This window comes from Bacillus cereus group sp. BfR-BA-01379 (assembly GCF_022663605.1).
GTDB lineage: Bacteria > Bacillota > Bacilli > Bacillales > Bacillaceae_G > Bacillus_A > Bacillus_A mobilis.
Map to the genome: position 1 here is coordinate 1 of NZ_JAKUFT010000093.1, position 17,145 is coordinate 17,145.

Genomic DNA, 17,145 nt, shown 5'->3' on the forward strand with positions numbered 1-17,145 from the left:
AACTGATTTTTCCACTTTTTTATTCTTGTGAAGAAGAACTGTTAGATGATTCTGTAGAACCATTTGTTGATTTTTCTTCTTTCTTTGGTTCTTCTTTTTTGTCACTAGTTGAACCGCTTGTTGATTTCTCTTCTTTTTGAGACTTGTCTTCTGTTTTACCTTCTGGTTTCGTGCTCGTTGACTTTTCTTCTTTTTGAGATTTGTCATCAGCTTTTTTACCAGAAGCATTCGTTGCTTTTGCAGCACCTGCATCAGCTTTAATTTCTGCTACTGATTTATTTAAATAGCGCTCAGGGTTCACAGCCACATTGTCTTTACGTACTTCAAAGTGAACGTGAGATCCTGCTTCTTTATTCATTGCACTTAGACCGGATTTCCCTAATACTTCACCTTGTGCAACTCGTGCACCTTTTTCTACTTTTACACTACCTAAGCTTTGATAAGAAGCTGCTACACCATTTCCACTATCAACTGTTACAACATAACCAAGAAGTGAATCTTTTTCAGCTTTTGTTACTGTACCGCTTAAAGCAGCAGCTACATTAAATTCTTTTCCATTCTTCGCAGCAATGTCGATTCCTTTATTTGGGGAATATGTGTTGTTATAAAAAACAAGTGCTTTTTCTTGTTCCGCCTCAGTTGCTGCATCTTCATAGAATTTCTTCTGTACGACTACTTCCGCATTAGCGGCAGCTGGCATTTTCACTACTTCTGAAGATTTCGTTACTGGTACTGCTGGATCTTCCGATTGTGTATACGGTGTTGCTTGATCTTGGTTCGGAGTCTTCTTCGGATTAGCTCCTTGGAACCATAGCGCAACCATTAAAATTACCGCTGCACATGCAATGTATAGTGCCGGAAACACCCATCTTTTTTGAAATAAATGTACTACCTTTTGCGACTTTTTATTATTTCTTCCTCGCATTCCATCATCACCTCAGCAATCATTTTGAACAATATTCACGTATCCTATACAACCTATAACTAATTACTTTTCGACAAAATCTGTAAAAATATGTATAAGAATTGTAAAATTTCCGAGGAAATGATTGAAAAAAGAAAAAACTGAGCGTTTCAGCTCAGTTTTTAGTCCATTTGTTTCTTTTTGTAAACTACAATACAAAGAATAATTGAAAGCACACACCAAATGATAATATTGATTAAATCACCACTAACAGTTGAAAATCCTTTTCCAGCCAGCAATTTCGGCATTGCATCCGCAAGATGCTTCGTTGGAAGGAAATCGATTGCCTTTTTTACAAACTCACTTTTAATGAATCCCCCTAACATTGGAGCTAGAAGAAAAACAAATAGAATCGGCATACCTACTACTGATGTTGACGCCGTTGTTTTAGCTATTAATCCAATCCCCGTACCTAACATAAGGAAGAAAAATATACTAACAAGTAAAAATAGAGCGATTAAAACCATATTGCCCTTTATTACACCTAAAATAGCAAAGTTACTAATACAAATTACAAATGTGATAAGAGCTGTTAATGTGCTTTTTCCTAGTAGCACTTCTAACGATGATGCTGGTGATAACATCATTACACGTAGCGTGTGCTTTTCTTTTTCTTCCGCAATTAAAGCTGCTTGAACAAAACTTCCTACCATTGTTAAAGCCATTAAAGTTACCATATTAGCTATTTGTTCTTTTGGTCCATCCATCTGTTGATAAACAAAAGAAAATACAAGTGGCATTACCGCCATTACGAGTACAGATGCATTTGCTTTAATATCCTGTACCTCTTTCCGAAAAATAGCTGAAAATCTTCTCATTGAAAATGTCATTATAATCCCCTCCCAGTAACTTCAATAAAGATATCGCCTAGCGTTGGTTCATGTGAGTGAATCGATAGCAATTCGCCTTTTTTCATCCATTCTGAAATACGTTTTGCACCTAATTCATCTTTTTTTACGACTTCTTTTTGCTTATCTTTTAATACGACTTGTATTTGATCTTTCGCGTATTGTAAGCGAAGGTTCTCCGGTGTATCAAGCGCTACAATTTCTCCACCGCATAGAAAAGCAATGCGGTTACAAAGAGTCTCTGCTTCTTCCATGTTGTGCGTCGTTAAGAAAATTGTAGTTCCTTCTTTATTTAAATCTTTTAAGACTTTATGAATGTTTTGTACGTTAACTGGATCGAGTGCAGATGTTGGTTCGTCTAAGAAGAGGATATCCGGTTTATGAAGAATCGCTCTAGCTAATGTGACGCGCTGCTTCATTCCTTTTGATAGTTTCTTTACTAATGTTTTTTTATCATCCAATAGATTCACTTGTGCTAGTACTTCATCGATTCGTTCTTTTTTACAATCGTATAAGTCACAAAATAATAGTAAGTTATCATAAATGCTAAGTCTCTCATATAAACCGCTGTTGTCTGTTAAAATACCAATTCGTTTGTAATCAATGCTGCTTGGTCCTGTAATGTCTTTACCTAGTACTCTCACTGTTCCAACGCTATGCAGCAATTGAGAAGTTAAAATCTTTACTGTTGTCGTTTTTCCAGATCCACTCGGTCCGAGGAATCCAAAAATCTCTCCTTGCTTCACCTCAATATTTACATTTCGAAGTGCTGTTTTTTCGTTGAAACTTTTCATTACATCTTTCATTTCAATTGCCAATGTCATCTCGTCATCCCCTTTGTTTTTTTCTTTTATAGATGAAAGTCGCTTTAGCGCTTTTTGTTTGTTTCGCTTTTCTTGACTCAATCATATGAAAAACAAAGAGGTTACGCAGTAAAATACCGGTAAAAGGAGTATTCTTACCGGTGAATGAATCATATTTTGAGCTTATTGGAGTAATTTTTATAGCCCAATCACACCTTTTAATTCATCCATTCGTCCTTTTGAAAGCGGAATTGAACTTTTTCTTTCGTCATCCAAAATTAAACTAAAGCTATTACGAGTCCATGTAATGACTTCTCGTACTCTTTGCAAATTCACAAGGTACGAGCGATGACATCTAAAGAACCCGAATCCTGTTAATCTCGCTTCTAGTTCACTTAATGTTAATGCACATACGAAATCACCTTCGCGCACATGAATATGTGTCACTCCGTTTTGCGTTTCAATGAAATGAATTTCCATCGGATCAAGTAAAATGATTTTATCGTTCACTTTCGCTGGTATTCTTTCAAGTTTCATTTGCGGAATCATTTGAACAACCTTTTCTTCATCAACTTCTTCAACTTCTTCTTGTTCGATTTCTATTTTTTTCACACCATCGTTATTTAAAATGTATACATCTTCTGTTAACGAAAGGGCGTCCGAAAGAAAGGATGACGTAATAAAAATCGCTTTTCCTTGCTCTTTCATTGCCATAATTGATTTTCGAATAATAATCGTGCTCTCTGTATCTACATTTTGCTCTGGTTCTTCCAAAATAACTAAATCCGGATTATGAATCATAACTCGCCCGATATGAAGGCGACGTTTCTCTGAAAATGATAGTTTTTCTATTTTAACGTTTAACTTATCTAAGAGGCCGACATACTGTACTACTTCTTCCGTACTCATATTTGATCCATACAGCCCTATTAAGAACTTAAAGTATTCCTTTACCTTCAAACGTTCGTATGCTTCATCTTTCAAAAAACAAAAACCAATGCGAGAATAATTTTTCTTTCCAATCGATTCTCCCTCAAATAACACGTTGCCAGTTGAAGCTTCTTCCTCACCAATAATAATGCGGTGCAATATTTTCGCTGTATGGTTATTACATTGCAAAACAACACATTGCCCTTGCTCAACCTTCAATTCAACTGCTGGTAGCTGGTTCGTCTTCCCTAATTGTCTCAACTCCAATAACGCCATTTTGTCTCCCCCAAATGCTTTTTATCCTATTATACCAAACAATTAATGGAAAATTTTGATATTTTATGGAACATTCTAAAAAGAAGACTATCCAAATGAAAGGATAGCCTCCTTCTCTAGTTTTGCTCTACCATATACGTCTTGAGCTGATCACGCAGCGCTCGTTTTAGAAACTTCCCTACAGATGTTTTCGGAATTTCGTTTACAAATAAAATATCGTCTGGCATCCACCATTTTGGAAACTCTGCTTCTAACACTTTATCGTGCGACATTAAGGCATTTTCTAAATCTACGGAAGAGATCCATTTGCCTCCACTTTTAATTAAATCCTTCGTACGATGAGCACTCTTAATAAATCCTTCCGAATCAACCGCGACAATGTCTCCTGTATGGAGCCAACCGCCTTTCATAATTCTTTGTACGCCCATCCTTATAATAGCTTCCAGCGATCCATCGGCCCTTTAAACAGAGTTCTGTCACCACTGAACATTGACGATTTTTTTAATATATCTATCAATGATTCGACAAGGATAACCTATCTACTAACAAAAGAAAACCGTCCCAACATACCTCTTGGGACGGTTTATTCTGTACCTTACTTCTTCACCATTAGCTTTCCTTCATAATCATTCATCGACTTTATTTCAACGCCTTTGTAATAATGAGCAACGATATCTGTATATTTTTTTCCTTCCGCTGCCATACCATTTGCTCCGTATTGGCTCATGCCAACACCGTGGCCAAAGCCTTTCGTCGTAACAATGATTTTATCTCCATCTTGTTTCCACGTGAAGTCAGAAGAGCGTAAATCTAATTTGTCACGCACATCTCTTCCGGTTAATGTTTTCCCTTGAAACGCTACGTCTTTTACACGTTTTCCTTCTGTACGCCCTTTAATATCACCAATTTTCCCGTCTGCTAGCACTTTCACACCGAGACGCTTTTGGAAGTCAGCTACTGTAAATGTTTGCTCACTCGTAAACTTCGGAGAAGCTTGATCCCACGGACTATCTACGCTCTTTAAGTACGGATAATCATTTCCCCAATAATCAGCCGCGTTTTCTGTCCGGCCATTACTCGTTGAGAAGAAGGATGCTGAGATTGGTTTTCCATCATACGTTAAAACTTGTCCTGCGGTTTTCGAAACGGCTTCTTCGATTTTCTTCAAATTATTTTCGTAGTTATTACCCCATTGTTTCTTCAATTCTTCTTTACTTTTGTACACTTGATCTTTCACCGTATCTGTCACGTCCGCATTGTTTTTCTTTCCTCCACTTAGCATACGCTGCACCACAAATGTTCTCGCTGCTAATGCCTGCGCCTTTAGCGCCTCTATTTCAAAACTGGCATTCATCTCAGAAGCTACTACACCGGTCACATACTCCTCCATAGGTAATGTATCTACCTTTTTCTGTTTCTCACGATATACAGCAACTTGCACCGCTGTATCCACTTTTCCTGGAGCTGGTATACTTTCTATTGCTGGAGGAGTTTTAGAAGCTGCTTCTTCCCCTACCTTTGCTTTCGCAAACGGAATAACAAGAGCAGCAGGTACAATGATAACGAGCGCTATGAGAAGCGCTACTGTGATGAAAAGTGGCTTTGAAAATTTCATCTTATTTCCCCCAATATGAAAAAGCTTTACTCCATTCATTCTTATGGAACAACTCTTTCTTTTAGAACATACTTAAGGGGAACCAGCTAAAACGAAAATTTTCTAAATATTTTCACTGGTACGTGCATAAGTATAGAATTTATTGACTATAACAGTAATAACCCAAAAAAAAATAGCCCCTACGTCAAAAGACGTAGAGACTATTTCAATTAAGCGTGAAGATCAGAAACTTCTTGTTCTTTCACTTCTTCTACTTTTTCGTTTACACGTTCAATAGTTGCACCTAATGCAGCTAATTTCTTATGGAAATCTACATAACCACGGTCAAGATGCTTTAACTCAGTTACACGAGTGTAACCTTCAGATACTAAACCAGCTAAGATTAATGCAGCAGCAGCACGTAAATCAGTTGCACCTACTTCAGCACCTTGTAAGCTGTTTGGACCGTTCATAATAACAGAACGACCTTCGATTTTAATATCAGCATTCATACGACGGAATTCTTCAACGTGCATAAAGCGGTTTTCGAATACCGTTTCTGTAATCATACTTGTTCCATCAGCTTGTAGTAATAATGCCATCATTTGTGATTGCATGTCTGTTGGGAAACCTGGGTGAGGCATAGTTTTAATATCAACCGCTTTTAACTTATCTGGGCCGATAACGCGTACACCTTCATTTTCTTCAATAATTTTAACACCCATTTCTTCCATTTTCGCTGTAATTGAGCGTAAATGTTCAGGTACAGCATTTTCAATTAAGATGTCTCCACCAGTAATTGCCGCTGCAACCATGAATGTTCCCGCTTCAATACGATCCGGAATAATAGAGTGGTTTCCACCATATAATTTATCAACGCCTTCGATACGAATCGTTCCAGTTCCAGCTCCGCGTACTTTCGCTCCCATCGCATTTAAGAAGTTAGCTAAGTCAACGATTTCTGGTTCTTTCGCTGCGTTTTCAAGGATTGTTGTCCCTTTTGCTAATGTAGCTGCAGACATAATGTTTTCTGTCGCGCCCACGCTTGGGAAGTCTAAATAAATTTTAGCTCCTTTTAGTTCTCCCTCAACGTATGCCTCAACAAAACCATTACCAACCTGTACTTTTGCTCCCATTGCTTCGAAGCCTTTTAAATGTTGGTCAATTGGACGTGAACCAATTGCACATCCACCAGGAAGTGCAATACGAGCACGACCGTTACGTGCTAATAATGGTCCCATTACTTGAACAGATGCACGCATTTTACGTACATATTCAAATGGTGCTTCGATATTTAGTTCTTTAGAAGCATCGATTGTTACTTGGTTATTTTCAAATACGACTTCAGCATTTAAATGACGTAATACCTCATTAATTGTGTATACATCAGACAAAACTGGTACTTCAGATAGTACATTCTTTCCATCACTCGCTAATAGGGCTGCAGCGATTATAGGTAATACAGCATTTTTTGCGCCCTCAACACGCACTGTGCCGTTTAACCGCTTTCCGCCACGGACGATGATCTTTTCCAAATTATTCCCCTCCGTGTCCTTTTTTCAGTATCTATTCACTCAATACTCAGAAGTTATGATCGGTGTGCCAACCACAATTGTATCTTTGTTGTCTGTAGAACGTATTGCTATTTGCACATTTATTTTCTCTCTATTTGTTGAAAGAGCGTCATCCCACTTTTTATTGTATGCGGAGACTGACACAAATGCTCTTTCTTCTATCTGTTCGATCGCTCTTGCTGAAAGATCTTTCAAAACCTGATTGGTTTTATTTTGCAAAACACCTTCAATCTTATCATTCAGTACACCTTGAACACAAGTGTAAATTATAGGTTTTTCACTAAAAATTTTATTTGTTTTCTGAATGTACTTCGGGTCCCATTTCGCCCCGCTCACTTCAAAAATAATGAAAGTGTTTTCTTTAGTATTTTCCTTACTCCATGTTACTACTACTCGTTCTTCATAAGAAGAAAACTTTTTATAGGATGTAGCTTTATATCCATCTGGAGATTGCTCTAATTCCCACTTTTGAATATTCGCCTTGTCCTTCACATCGTTTAACAACTTTTGAAACGTATGTATATTAGAAATTGTTTTTGTTTCTCGCGCTAACCATGACCACTTCTCTACTTTAGCATTATTTTTCTCTAAAGTTGCAATCATGCTCTCCATTTTCTGTTCATCGCTGATCGGTTTCATTTCTCTATATCCAACCAAAAATAAAACAATACTTATCACAACAATAAGAATGGCTTTAAGCTTCAATTTCATCCCCTCCTATCCCCATTGTTAACGGAGATATGAGGTTCTATACACTTACTTTACTAAATACGTTAAACTCTTTGAATAGCCTAAATAATCAAGGAAAAAGTTACTTACAGATGTTCCAATTGCAATTGTAATTAGGATGAGTAATACTCGCGTCTGCATCACCTTTCCAGGTTTCATTAAACGCTCAATGTGAATACCTTGTAAGGCCCACCACGTAATGGTAATAAACAATAAATGCGAAACGATGGCAATCAGTGCTTGTTGCCCTAAAAGATGTGCCAAAAAATCGACCCCTTTTTACCCAGCTACTACTTACGAAATACTATAAAAACGATACCATAATAAGTAGGAGCCACACTTTTTCAAATACAAATAAGCATCTTACATTTCACATCGTAATTTGCTCTCAAAAAACGTATACCTACATGCATTTTCAATTGTAGTTCACACAAAATAAAAAGCGCAGAGTAACAACTCCACACCTTTTATTTTCACTATTGTACCACGTTCCCTAGGAAGAAGAAATCCTTCATTAATGGAAAATATTCATAAAAGAAATTGTACCCGATCATCGGCATAATCCCTAGTATTACAATCGAAATTGCACAAAGGCTCATAACAACCTTTATATTGAATGGCAAATGAATTTTCTCTTCCATTTCTCCCGTCCGGAAAAACATTTGCTGTAAGATACGGAAATAATATACGAATGAAATGACTGTCGTTCCCATCATAATAGAAGCTAGTACGTAATGAGCTGGCTCTACATGCAGTGCACCTAAAAAGATGTTAATTTTCCCGATGAAACCAGCTGTTCCTGGTATTCCAGCCAACGATAAAATAAAAATCGTCATCACTATCGACGTAAATGGCGACCTTTTATATAATCCGGTGAAAATGGTAATGTTTTCTTTGTCGCTTTGTAAGATTAAGCCGTGGATAATTGCAAACGCGCCTATATTCATAAGCATATACGCAAGCATATAAAACCACATGCCATCCATCGTAAATGGTGATAATGCTACAAGCGGAACGAGTAAATACCCCGCATGTGCGATTCCCGAATAGGCAAATAAACGCTTTACGTTATATTGTTTTAATGCAACTACATTTCCAATAACCATCGTAATACTCGCTAGCACGGCAATGTATATGCTCATACGTCCGTATAAAGATTGCATGTCTCCTCCTTGCACCGATACGCTTGCAAAAACCATGAGAAACAGACGAATAATGAGTAAGAACCCAGCAATTTTAGAAATCGTTCCAAGAAAAGCAGTAACAGGCGTAGCCGCTCCCTCATACACATCTGGTGCCCACATATGAAACGGCACCGTCGCAATTTTAAACGAGAGCCCAACGAGTAATAATAGAAAGGCGAGAGCTAACAACAGCTGAATACCACCAGCAAGCTCCCCTGCGAATACTTTTTGCATATCCACAATATTAGTTGATCCTGTAATACCGTATAAATAACTCATTCCAAAGAGCGTAATTGCCGTTCCAATTCCTCCGTTAATGACATATTTCATGGCCGCCTCGTTTGATGCACGGTTCTTTTTTCGTATTCCTACTAAAATATATGAAGAAAGTGAAAGCAATTCTAAACCGACGAAAAGTGTAATGAAGTCGACACTAGAAGCCATAAACATAGCCCCAAGAAGTGCCATTAAAAACAAGTAATAATATTCTCCCTTATCTTCAATGGGATTCTTCTTATCGTCGCTCATTGCGGTGCATAAGATGAGGGCTGCTCCGCCTAACAACAACGTTTTGAATCCTTTTGAAAACCCATCTAACACAAACGATCCGTTTAAAATATCTCCTGTTGGTTCGCCATATAGCATAATTAATGACACGATTGCTAATATAACTGCTGCGATTGCACTAAGCGCTACATATCTATGGTTCAACTTAAAAAACAAATCACATATGGAAAGAAGGATGGCTGCTCCGAGAATAATGAATTCTGGCACCATGAGATGCCATGATAAGCTAAGTAACGTATTCATATCCATCCTACTTCACCCCCAATGTTTTCAATGTATTTTGAAGCGGATCCCCTAATATTTCTGGCATTACTCCAATTGCAATAATGCAGAAGATAAGTAGCAATATAGGGACATACTCCCATCCGTGTATATCAACTTTCGCTTCCCACTCTTTCTTACCAAATGTTACTTGAAGTGTCGCTCTCAATACGTATACAGCGGTTAAAATGATGCCAAGTACACCGACTGCAGCAATGACTGGCTCCCCTTGGAATAAACCGAGAAAGGCAAGAAACTCGCTAACAAATCCAGACATTCCTGGTAATCCAAGCGATGCCATCCCTCCTGCTAAGAAGAATCCGCTAAGTACAGGGACACTTTTTGCAAGTCCGCCAAGCGCCGTAATATCCGACGTTCCAAAGCGTTGTTCTATAACACCAAGTAAAAAGAAGAGTAAGGCCGCAATTAAACCGTGCGACACGACTTGGAATAGCGCTCCTTGTGTACCTGGTGCATTTAACGCCGCAAGGCCCATTAATACAATACCCATATGCGAAATACTAGAGTAAGCAAGCACCTTCCGAAAGTCCGTTTGGATGAGCGCCAAGAAGGCTCCGTACAATAAATTGATGACTCCTAAAATCGCAACGAGCGTTGCAAACTCGCGAAAGTATTCCGGGAATAACCCCTTTCCGAAGCGAATCATACCGTATGCTCCAATCTTCAGTAAAACGCCCGCATGAAGCATAACTACAGCTGGATGCGCTTCAATATGCACATTAACCATCCAGCGATGTAACGGGAAAACGGGTAGTTTAATCGCAAAAGCGATCATTATGGCAAGAAACAAACCGAACTGTAAGCTACTTGAGACAGTCATTCCTCCCCCAACACCTACACTCGTTAATATTTCTTTAAGCTCTGTAATATTTGTTGTACCTGTTTTCGCAAATAAAACCGAGAAAACAATGAGTAAAATAGCGGAGCCGATACCGTTATATATTAAATAACTATAAGCAGCCTTTTCACTCGACAATTTCCCCCACTTCCCAATTAATAAAAACATTGGCGGCAATGTAATTTCAAAGAAAATAAAGAACAGCATTAAATTTTGAGCAGCGAAGACGCCGAGCATCCCTATTTCTAGCATGAGTAGCAGCATATAAAAGGCTTTTAAGTTCCTTTTAATAGTAAATGCCGCAATTGCTGCAAGCATCGCTAGAAGGGCCGTCAGCACCATCATAACGAGCGATAAACCATCAATACCAAGCTCGTAATAAATGGAAAACCATCTTTTATCCACCGCTGCAAAATCCCCAAATTTAATCCATTTCACTTTTTCATCGAATAGCGACAAACTCTTTCCAGAAGCATATGTACAAGCGAGGACGATAGCGATCCCAAATGGAAGCGCCGTCCCAAATAAACCAAGTGCTCGCACTGTACGCGATTCTTTTTTCGGTGTTAATACCAGCAAAAGAATTCCTAAAAGCGGGGAAAAAATGAAGAACGTTAATAACAAATCATTCATCGTAAATCCCCTCCCGTATAAAGCAAAATAATGACGAGTACTGCAAGCGAAACAGCTGTTACAGTGCCGTACACTTGTACATTTCCGTTTTGGAGTCTAGAACCGAGTCCGCTTATCCCTTTAACTAGACCCCCTATTAAAATAGCAAATCCTTCGACTACATACACCTCAAATAAGCGAAGCACATGAGCGATTCCCTTCGTAATAGGGAGCACCGTCATATTGTATAGTTCATCCACATAATACTTTTCTTTCAAAAGGTTATACAGAGGTGTTCCCTCACCACCAGCCCACTCCCTAGAAATAGATTTCTTACCATATATGAAATATGCGAGAGCAATCCCTGCAAATGAAACGAGCGTCGCTACGATCATAATCCAAACTGGCCCATGTGCCTCGCGCGCTTTAAATGCTACATCTTTCGTAAGCCAATCCCCCAGAAACGTCCCAAACCATGGTGTATTCATATAACCCGCCACTACCGCGAGGACCCCGAGGACAATCATTGGATACGTCATAACGCGAGGCGATTCATGCACATTTTCCTTCGTCTTTGCTTCCCCAGTAAAGACAAGGAAGTATAGCCGGAACATATAGAACGCTGTTAAGAATGCTGCAATGACTGCTAATATGAATAAAACGTAATTGCCGTTCATCCAAGCTGCCGCTAAAATTTCATCTTTACTAAAGAAACCGGAAAGGAGTGGCACACCACTAATTGCAAGAGTACCGATTAAAAATAGTGCACCCGTTACTTTCATCTTCTTCTGTAAGCCGCCCATTTTATTAATGTTTTGCGTATGCACTGCATGAATGACACTTCCTGCCGCCAAAAATAGTAGTGCTTTAAAAAAGGCGTGTGTCGTTAAATGGAAAACACCAGCTACATAACCAGCAGATCCTAATGCAAGCATCATATAACCAAGCTGGCTAACTGTAGAATAAGCAAGTACTCTCTTTATATCCGTTTGTACAAGACCAATGGAAGCCGCAAAGATCGCAGTGAAGGCTCCAACAACTGCCACTGTCTGCATCGCCACCGCACTTGCTGAAAATAGCGGAAACATTGTCGCCACTAAATATACGCCAGCAGCGACCATCGTCGCTGCATGAATAAGTGCCGAAACAGGCGTCGGCCCCTCCATGGCATCCGGTAACCACGTATGAAGCGGGAACTGACCTGATTTCCCCATCGCCCCGATAAAAATTAATATCGCTGTTATTGTAATCATCGTAGGGGTAAGATCCCCCGTATGAATCGCTCTAAAAATTGCGTCATATTCAAAGCTGCCCGCATGCCAGAAAATTAAAATCATCCCAATAAATAAACCGACATCTCCAATACGCGTCATAATAAAAGCCTTTTTCGCAGCAGCCTTCGCTTCTTCTTTAAAGAAATAAAAACCGATGAGTAAAAACGAACCGAGGCCTACTAACTCCCAAAATATATAAAGCTGTAATAAATTCGGTGATATAACGAGCCCGAGCATCGCAAATGTAAAGAGTCCTAAATAGGCATAAAAGGTTGGTAATCTTTCCTCGCCTTTCATATAACCTTTCGAATACACATGTACAAGTAAACTCACAAGTGTAACGATAAACAGCATTAAAGCCCCTAATGCAGTCACTTCAAAGCCAAATGATATATCAATATCTCCCGTTCTAAGCCATACCCACTTATGCTTAATTCCTACTTTCGAAAACCGTTCTATTAATACAAGTACCGCAAATATAAAGGAGAGAAAGACGAGAAAAATACTAAGTACACTGCTTCCTTCTCTAATTTTCTTCCCGAATATAAGTAATAAAAAAAACGAAACAAGCGGGAAAAGCGGTATGAGCCATGCATAATCGATCATTGTTTCCTTCCCCCTTTTCGGTCACAATGTTATCCTTTGAGCGTATCCATTTCATCTACATGAACCGTCGTACGATTACGATACAAAGCAATTAAAATGGCGAGTCCCACCGCCGCCTCCGCAGCCGCTACAGCCATCGTAAACAGAGAGAAAATTTGCCCTGTTAAATTTGGAAACAAACCTAATTTACTAAATGCTACTAAATTTAAATTGGCCGCATTAAGCATTAATTCAATACAAACTAATACAATCACTGTATTTCGCTTCGTTAAAGCTCCAAACAAACCGATGCAAAACAAAATAATTGCAAGCGTTAAATATGCAGAAGCCGGAACGCTACTCATTGGAATCCTCCTCTTTCTCATCCTTCTTCGCAAGTATAATTGCGCCAACAAGTGCTACAAGTAAAATAACTGAGGTTAACTCAAATGGAATAATATATTTCGAATAGAGAAGTGTACCGATTTGAAGTGTGTTTTTTTCATGGAGAGGTAAACTTCCTTGTGTGCTTTCATTTGCAAAATCAATATTGTTAACGGCGAAATACATAACTGCCCCAAATGCTACAACCGCAAAGAAGATAATCCATTTTCGAAGAGTAAGACGTGATTCGTTTTCTGCGTTATGTTGCGTTAACATAATGCCAAAAATCATAATAATTGTGATCGCACCTGAGTAAAGTAAAATTTGTGCAACTCCGATAAATTCGGCCGATAAAAGAAAGTACAAACCTGCGATACTAAGAAATGTCAGAACGAGAGCTAGCATCATATGCATAACTTTCGTTAAGTTCAACATAAGAACACCGCCGATAATTGCAGACAAGGATAGTATGAAAAATGCTACAAACTCGCCATTCATGCTTTATTCTCCTTCCTGACATTTTCGTCGTTTTCATCAAGCCACTGCAAATTTTTAAATAAGTCATCACGTGAATATTCCGCGAGTTCAAAGTTATTTGTCATAACGATCGCCTCTGTCGGACAAACTTCTGTACATAAATCACACAGAATACAAATTTCAAAATTAATATCGTACGTGTCGATAATTTTTCCTTTTTTCGTAGGATCTGGATGTTTTTTCCCCGTTAACTGAATACAGTCTGTCGGACAAATGTTAGAGCACTGGTTACAAACAATGCACTTTTCCGGATAAAACTTTTGAATACCTCGAAAGCGGTCTGGCAACGGTAACGGTTGATTCGGATAATCGTAAGTCACCTTCTTCTTACTCAAATTACTTAATGTATATTTTAATCCTTTAAATAGTCCCTTCATCTCTTACTGGCACCCCCCTCATAGATTAGAAGAATAACTCCTTAATCAATGCCGTTAAGAAAATATTCGCAAGTGCAATTGGCAATAATACCTTCCAGCCAAACTCCATTAACTGGTCACCTCTTATACGCGGGAACGTAACGCGGAACCAAATTAATAGAAAGACTACACTGCTAAATTTCAATGCAAACCATACAGCTCCGGGGATAAATCCAAGGAACATGACTGGATTCCATCCACCTAAAAAGAGCACTGTAATTAAAGATGCCATTCCGAAGAAATAAACGTACTCTGAAAGCATGAAAAACGCCCAGCGAAATCCTGAGTATTCCGTATGATATCCAGAAACAAGTTCTGACTCTGCTTCCGGTAAATCGAACGGCGTCCTATTTAACTCTGCTACCGCTGCGATTAAGAAGACGACGAAACCGATTGGCTGTACGAAAATGTACCAAACATTCTCCTGCGCTGCTACGATTTCATTTAAATTTAGGCTACCAGCTAACAAAACGACGCCAATTACACTCATTACGAGCGGAATTTCATAAGAAATCATTTGCGCCGCCGCACGCATCCCTCCTAAAAGGGAATATTTATTATTTGATGCCCATCCTCCGGTCACAACACCAATCGTCGTAATACCAGAAACAGCAATGTAATACAGTAAGCCTACGCCAATATCCGCAAACTGAAATTTATCAGTAAACGGGATGACTGCAAGCACCATAAATGCCGGTGCAAACGCAATAACAGGTGCTAATATAAACAATGGTTTATCTGCCGCCTTCGGAATACTATCTTCCTTCAATAGTAGTTTCAAAACATCGGCTACCGTTTGCAGTAAACCGAATCGGCCCCCAACTTGGTTTGGTCCAATCCGCCCTTGCATAAACCCCATCACTTTCCGTTCTGCCAAAATACCATATGTAACGAAGCCAAGGACTGCAAATAATAAGAGCACCGCTAATCCGAAAAAAATGAAGAAATTCGTCCAGCTTGAAGGTGATTGTAAGAGCGTTTCAATCATTAGCCATCAACCTCCCCAAGTACAATATCAACTCCACCTAAAATCGTAATTAAATTGGCGATGTTTTCACCTTTCAATAACTTCGGTAAAATTTGTAAATTGTAAAAAGACGGCCTGCGAAACTTCAAGCGGTACGGCTCTTTCTTTCCGTCACTAGCAATATAGCAACCAATCTCTCCTCGCGGCGATTCTATACGTACAAATGCTTCCCCTTTAGGCGCCTTAATGATTTTCGGCACTTTCGCCAGCACAGCTCCGTCTTTCGGGAACTGCTGGACAGCTTGCTCAACAATTTTTAACGACTCCTCAATTTCCTCCATGCGGCAAACGTAACGATCCCAAGCATCTCCCACGCTCCCAACAGGAATATCGAAATCAAAACGATCATAAATGGAGTACGGTTCATCCTTGCGAAGATCCCAGTTTACTCCCGTACACCGCAAATTCGCTCCGCTTAAAGAATACGAAATCGCTTCTTCCGCACTATATATACCAACGCCTTTTACACGATTTAAGAAAATCTCATTACCACTAACGAGATCATGATAACCTGCCAATTGCTCTCTCATATACGGAACAAACTCTTCCACTTTTTCGATCCAACCGTCCGGCGCATCCCACTTTACACCGCCGACTCTCATATAGTTAAAAGTAAGCCGGGCACCGCATAATTCATTTAATAAATTTATAATCATCTCTCGTTCACGAAACGCGTACAAAAATGGGCTGACCGCTCCTATATCAAGAAGATTTGTCCCCCACCAAACGAGGTGACTCGCAATCCTTCCAAGCTCCATTGCAAGTACTCGCAAGTATTCGGCTCGCTCCGGTATTTCAAGCCCCATCATCGTCTCTACAGCATGGCAAATGACGTAATTATTCGTCATGGCCGATAAATAGTCCATTCGATCTGTATAAGGGATAATTTGCGTATACTGTAAGCTCTCGGCAATCTTTTCGGTCCCGCGATGCAGATATCCAATAACTGGCGTAGCTTCTTTAATAATTTCCCCATCAATCTTAATAACAAGCCTGAACACACCGTGCGTACTCGGATGCTGAGGTCCTACATTCAAAAGCATTTCTTCCGTACGGATCATTAGCTACACCTCCACATCATGCGGTTCATAATCTTTCCTAAGCGGGTGCCCTATCCAGTCATCTGGCATTAAAATACGTGATAAATTTGGATGCCCCTTAAATACAATACCGAGCAAATCATATGCTTCCCGCTCCGGCCAGTCCGCGCCTTTCCAAAACGTTGTCACCGATTCTACTTGCGGCGCTTCCCTGTCCAGCTTCACCTTTATCGCTACTGACTGTTTCTTTCCATATGAAAATAAATGAACATATACTTCCATATGTGTCACAAAATCCGTCGCATGTAGCTCTGACATATAATCAAATGCAAGTCCCTCGTGGAACCGTAATAATTCCATCACTTCATGATATTTTGAAGGCTCCACCACAAGAGTTGGCACATCTTTTGAAAGTTTATTAATGTAGGAATCTACTAATGTATCCTCTCCTACTTTCCCCTTAATAACTTCAACATACTGATTTAAATACGGTTGATTCACGGATGGCTCTTCCTGCTTCGGTTCCTCTTCCTTCTTACCTTCAGCACCCTTTGTCTTCGCCCTTGCAGCCGCAGCCGCTTTCGCCTTCGCTGCTGCAATTGCCTTCGCCTTTTCATCTCCCGAATCCCCATCACCTTGCGAGGCCTTCTGCTTCGCTAGAGCCGCTGCTTTTGCTTTTGC

The 17,145-nt window shown here is 39.5% G+C and carries 17 protein-coding genes and 1 pseudogene; all 18 read right to left on the bottom strand.

Going from position 1 to position 17,145, the window contains the following annotated elements; translation table 11 throughout:
* Positions 1 to 19: 19 nt before the first annotated feature.
* Entirely contained in the window at positions 20 to 925 is a 906-nt protein-coding gene (locus tag MR113_RS24100; protein ID WP_242257138.1) for a stage II sporulation protein SpoIIQ, read from the bottom strand.
* A 161-nt stretch (positions 926 to 1,086) separates the two neighbouring features.
* Positions 1,087 to 1,794: an ABC transporter permease gene (locus tag MR113_RS24105; RefSeq protein ID WP_097844694.1), complete on the bottom strand. Its 708-nt coding sequence runs from the start codon at positions 1,792 to 1,794 to the stop codon at positions 1,087 to 1,089.
* Positions 1,794 to 2,636: an ABC transporter ATP-binding protein gene (locus tag MR113_RS24110; protein ID WP_242257139.1), complete on the bottom strand. Its 843-nt coding sequence runs from the start codon at positions 2,634 to 2,636 to the stop codon at positions 1,794 to 1,796. Before MR113_RS24110 ends, MR113_RS24105 begins: the two co-directional genes overlap by 1 nt.
* 177 nt (positions 2,637 to 2,813) lie before the next feature.
* Positions 2,814 to 3,821 carry a LytTR family transcriptional regulator DNA-binding domain-containing protein gene (locus MR113_RS24115; RefSeq protein ID WP_242257140.1) on the bottom strand — a complete coding sequence of 336 codons (1,008 nt, stop codon included), beginning with the start codon at positions 3,819 to 3,821 and terminating at the stop codon, positions 2,814 to 2,816.
* A 116-nt stretch (positions 3,822 to 3,937) separates the two neighbouring features.
* A pseudogene (locus MR113_RS24120) lies at positions 3,938 to 4,295 on the bottom strand (fatty-acid--CoA ligase); the annotation flags it as partial.
* Between the two features lie 121 nt (positions 4,296 to 4,416).
* A complete protein-coding gene (spoIID, locus tag MR113_RS24125) occupies positions 4,417 to 5,436 on the bottom strand; it encodes a stage II sporulation protein D (protein WP_242257141.1) in 1,020 nt (339 codons plus the stop codon).
* A gap of 209 nt (positions 5,437 to 5,645) precedes the next feature.
* Positions 5,646 to 6,950: a UDP-N-acetylglucosamine 1-carboxyvinyltransferase gene (gene murA / locus MR113_RS24130; RefSeq protein WP_000411268.1), complete on the bottom strand. Its 1,305-nt coding sequence runs from the start codon at positions 6,948 to 6,950 to the stop codon at positions 5,646 to 5,648.
* 39 nt (positions 6,951 to 6,989) lie between these two features.
* On the bottom strand, positions 6,990 to 7,694 hold the full coding sequence (locus tag MR113_RS24135; RefSeq protein WP_396022502.1) for a YwmB family TATA-box binding protein: 705 nt from the start codon (positions 7,692 to 7,694) through the stop codon (positions 6,990 to 6,992).
* 51 nt (positions 7,695 to 7,745) lie between these two features.
* A complete protein-coding gene (locus MR113_RS24140; protein ID WP_000940742.1) occupies positions 7,746 to 7,982 on the bottom strand; it encodes a DUF1146 family protein in 237 nt (78 codons plus the stop codon).
* A 212-nt stretch (positions 7,983 to 8,194) separates the two neighbouring features.
* On the bottom strand, positions 8,195 to 9,712 hold the full coding sequence (gene nuoN, locus MR113_RS24145; RefSeq protein ID WP_396022503.1) for an NADH-quinone oxidoreductase subunit NuoN: 1,518 nt from the start codon (positions 9,710 to 9,712) through the stop codon (positions 8,195 to 8,197).
* 7 nt (positions 9,713 to 9,719) lie between these two features.
* Complete coding sequence (locus MR113_RS24150; RefSeq protein ID WP_242257144.1) at positions 9,720 to 11,222, bottom strand: NADH-quinone oxidoreductase subunit M; 1,503 nt, start codon at positions 11,220 to 11,222, stop codon at positions 9,720 to 9,722.
* A complete protein-coding gene (gene nuoL / locus MR113_RS24155) occupies positions 11,219 to 13,081 on the bottom strand; it encodes an NADH-quinone oxidoreductase subunit L (RefSeq protein WP_242257145.1) in 1,863 nt (620 codons plus the stop codon). The genes MR113_RS24150 and nuoL overlap by 4 nt, the downstream gene beginning before the upstream one ends.
* 29 nt (positions 13,082 to 13,110) lie before the next feature.
* On the bottom strand, positions 13,111 to 13,425 hold the full coding sequence (gene nuoK, locus MR113_RS24160; protein WP_000100078.1) for an NADH-quinone oxidoreductase subunit NuoK: 315 nt from the start codon (positions 13,423 to 13,425) through the stop codon (positions 13,111 to 13,113).
* Positions 13,418 to 13,942: an NADH-quinone oxidoreductase subunit J gene (locus MR113_RS24165; protein ID WP_001012824.1), complete on the bottom strand. Its 525-nt coding sequence runs from the start codon at positions 13,940 to 13,942 to the stop codon at positions 13,418 to 13,420. The genes nuoK and MR113_RS24165 overlap by 8 nt, the downstream gene beginning before the upstream one ends.
* Positions 13,939 to 14,358 carry an NADH-quinone oxidoreductase subunit NuoI gene (nuoI, locus tag MR113_RS24170; RefSeq protein ID WP_000677191.1) on the bottom strand — a complete coding sequence of 140 codons (420 nt, stop codon included), beginning with the start codon at positions 14,356 to 14,358 and terminating at the stop codon, positions 13,939 to 13,941. The genes MR113_RS24165 and nuoI overlap by 4 nt, the downstream gene beginning before the upstream one ends.
* Positions 14,359 to 14,383: 25 nt before the next feature.
* Positions 14,384 to 15,385: an NADH-quinone oxidoreductase subunit NuoH gene (nuoH, locus tag MR113_RS24175; protein WP_000573437.1), complete on the bottom strand. Its 1,002-nt coding sequence runs from the start codon at positions 15,383 to 15,385 to the stop codon at positions 14,384 to 14,386.
* Positions 15,385 to 16,485 (bottom strand): NADH-quinone oxidoreductase subunit NuoD, encoded by a 1,101-nt coding sequence (nuoD, locus tag MR113_RS24180; protein ID WP_002123807.1) that lies wholly within the window; start codon positions 16,483 to 16,485, stop codon positions 15,385 to 15,387. The genes nuoH and nuoD overlap by 1 nt, the downstream gene beginning before the upstream one ends.
* 3 nt (positions 16,486 to 16,488) lie before the next feature.
* The coding region (locus MR113_RS24185; protein ID WP_242257146.1) for an NADH-quinone oxidoreductase subunit C at positions 16,489 to 17,145 on the bottom strand (657 nt) is incomplete at its 5' end.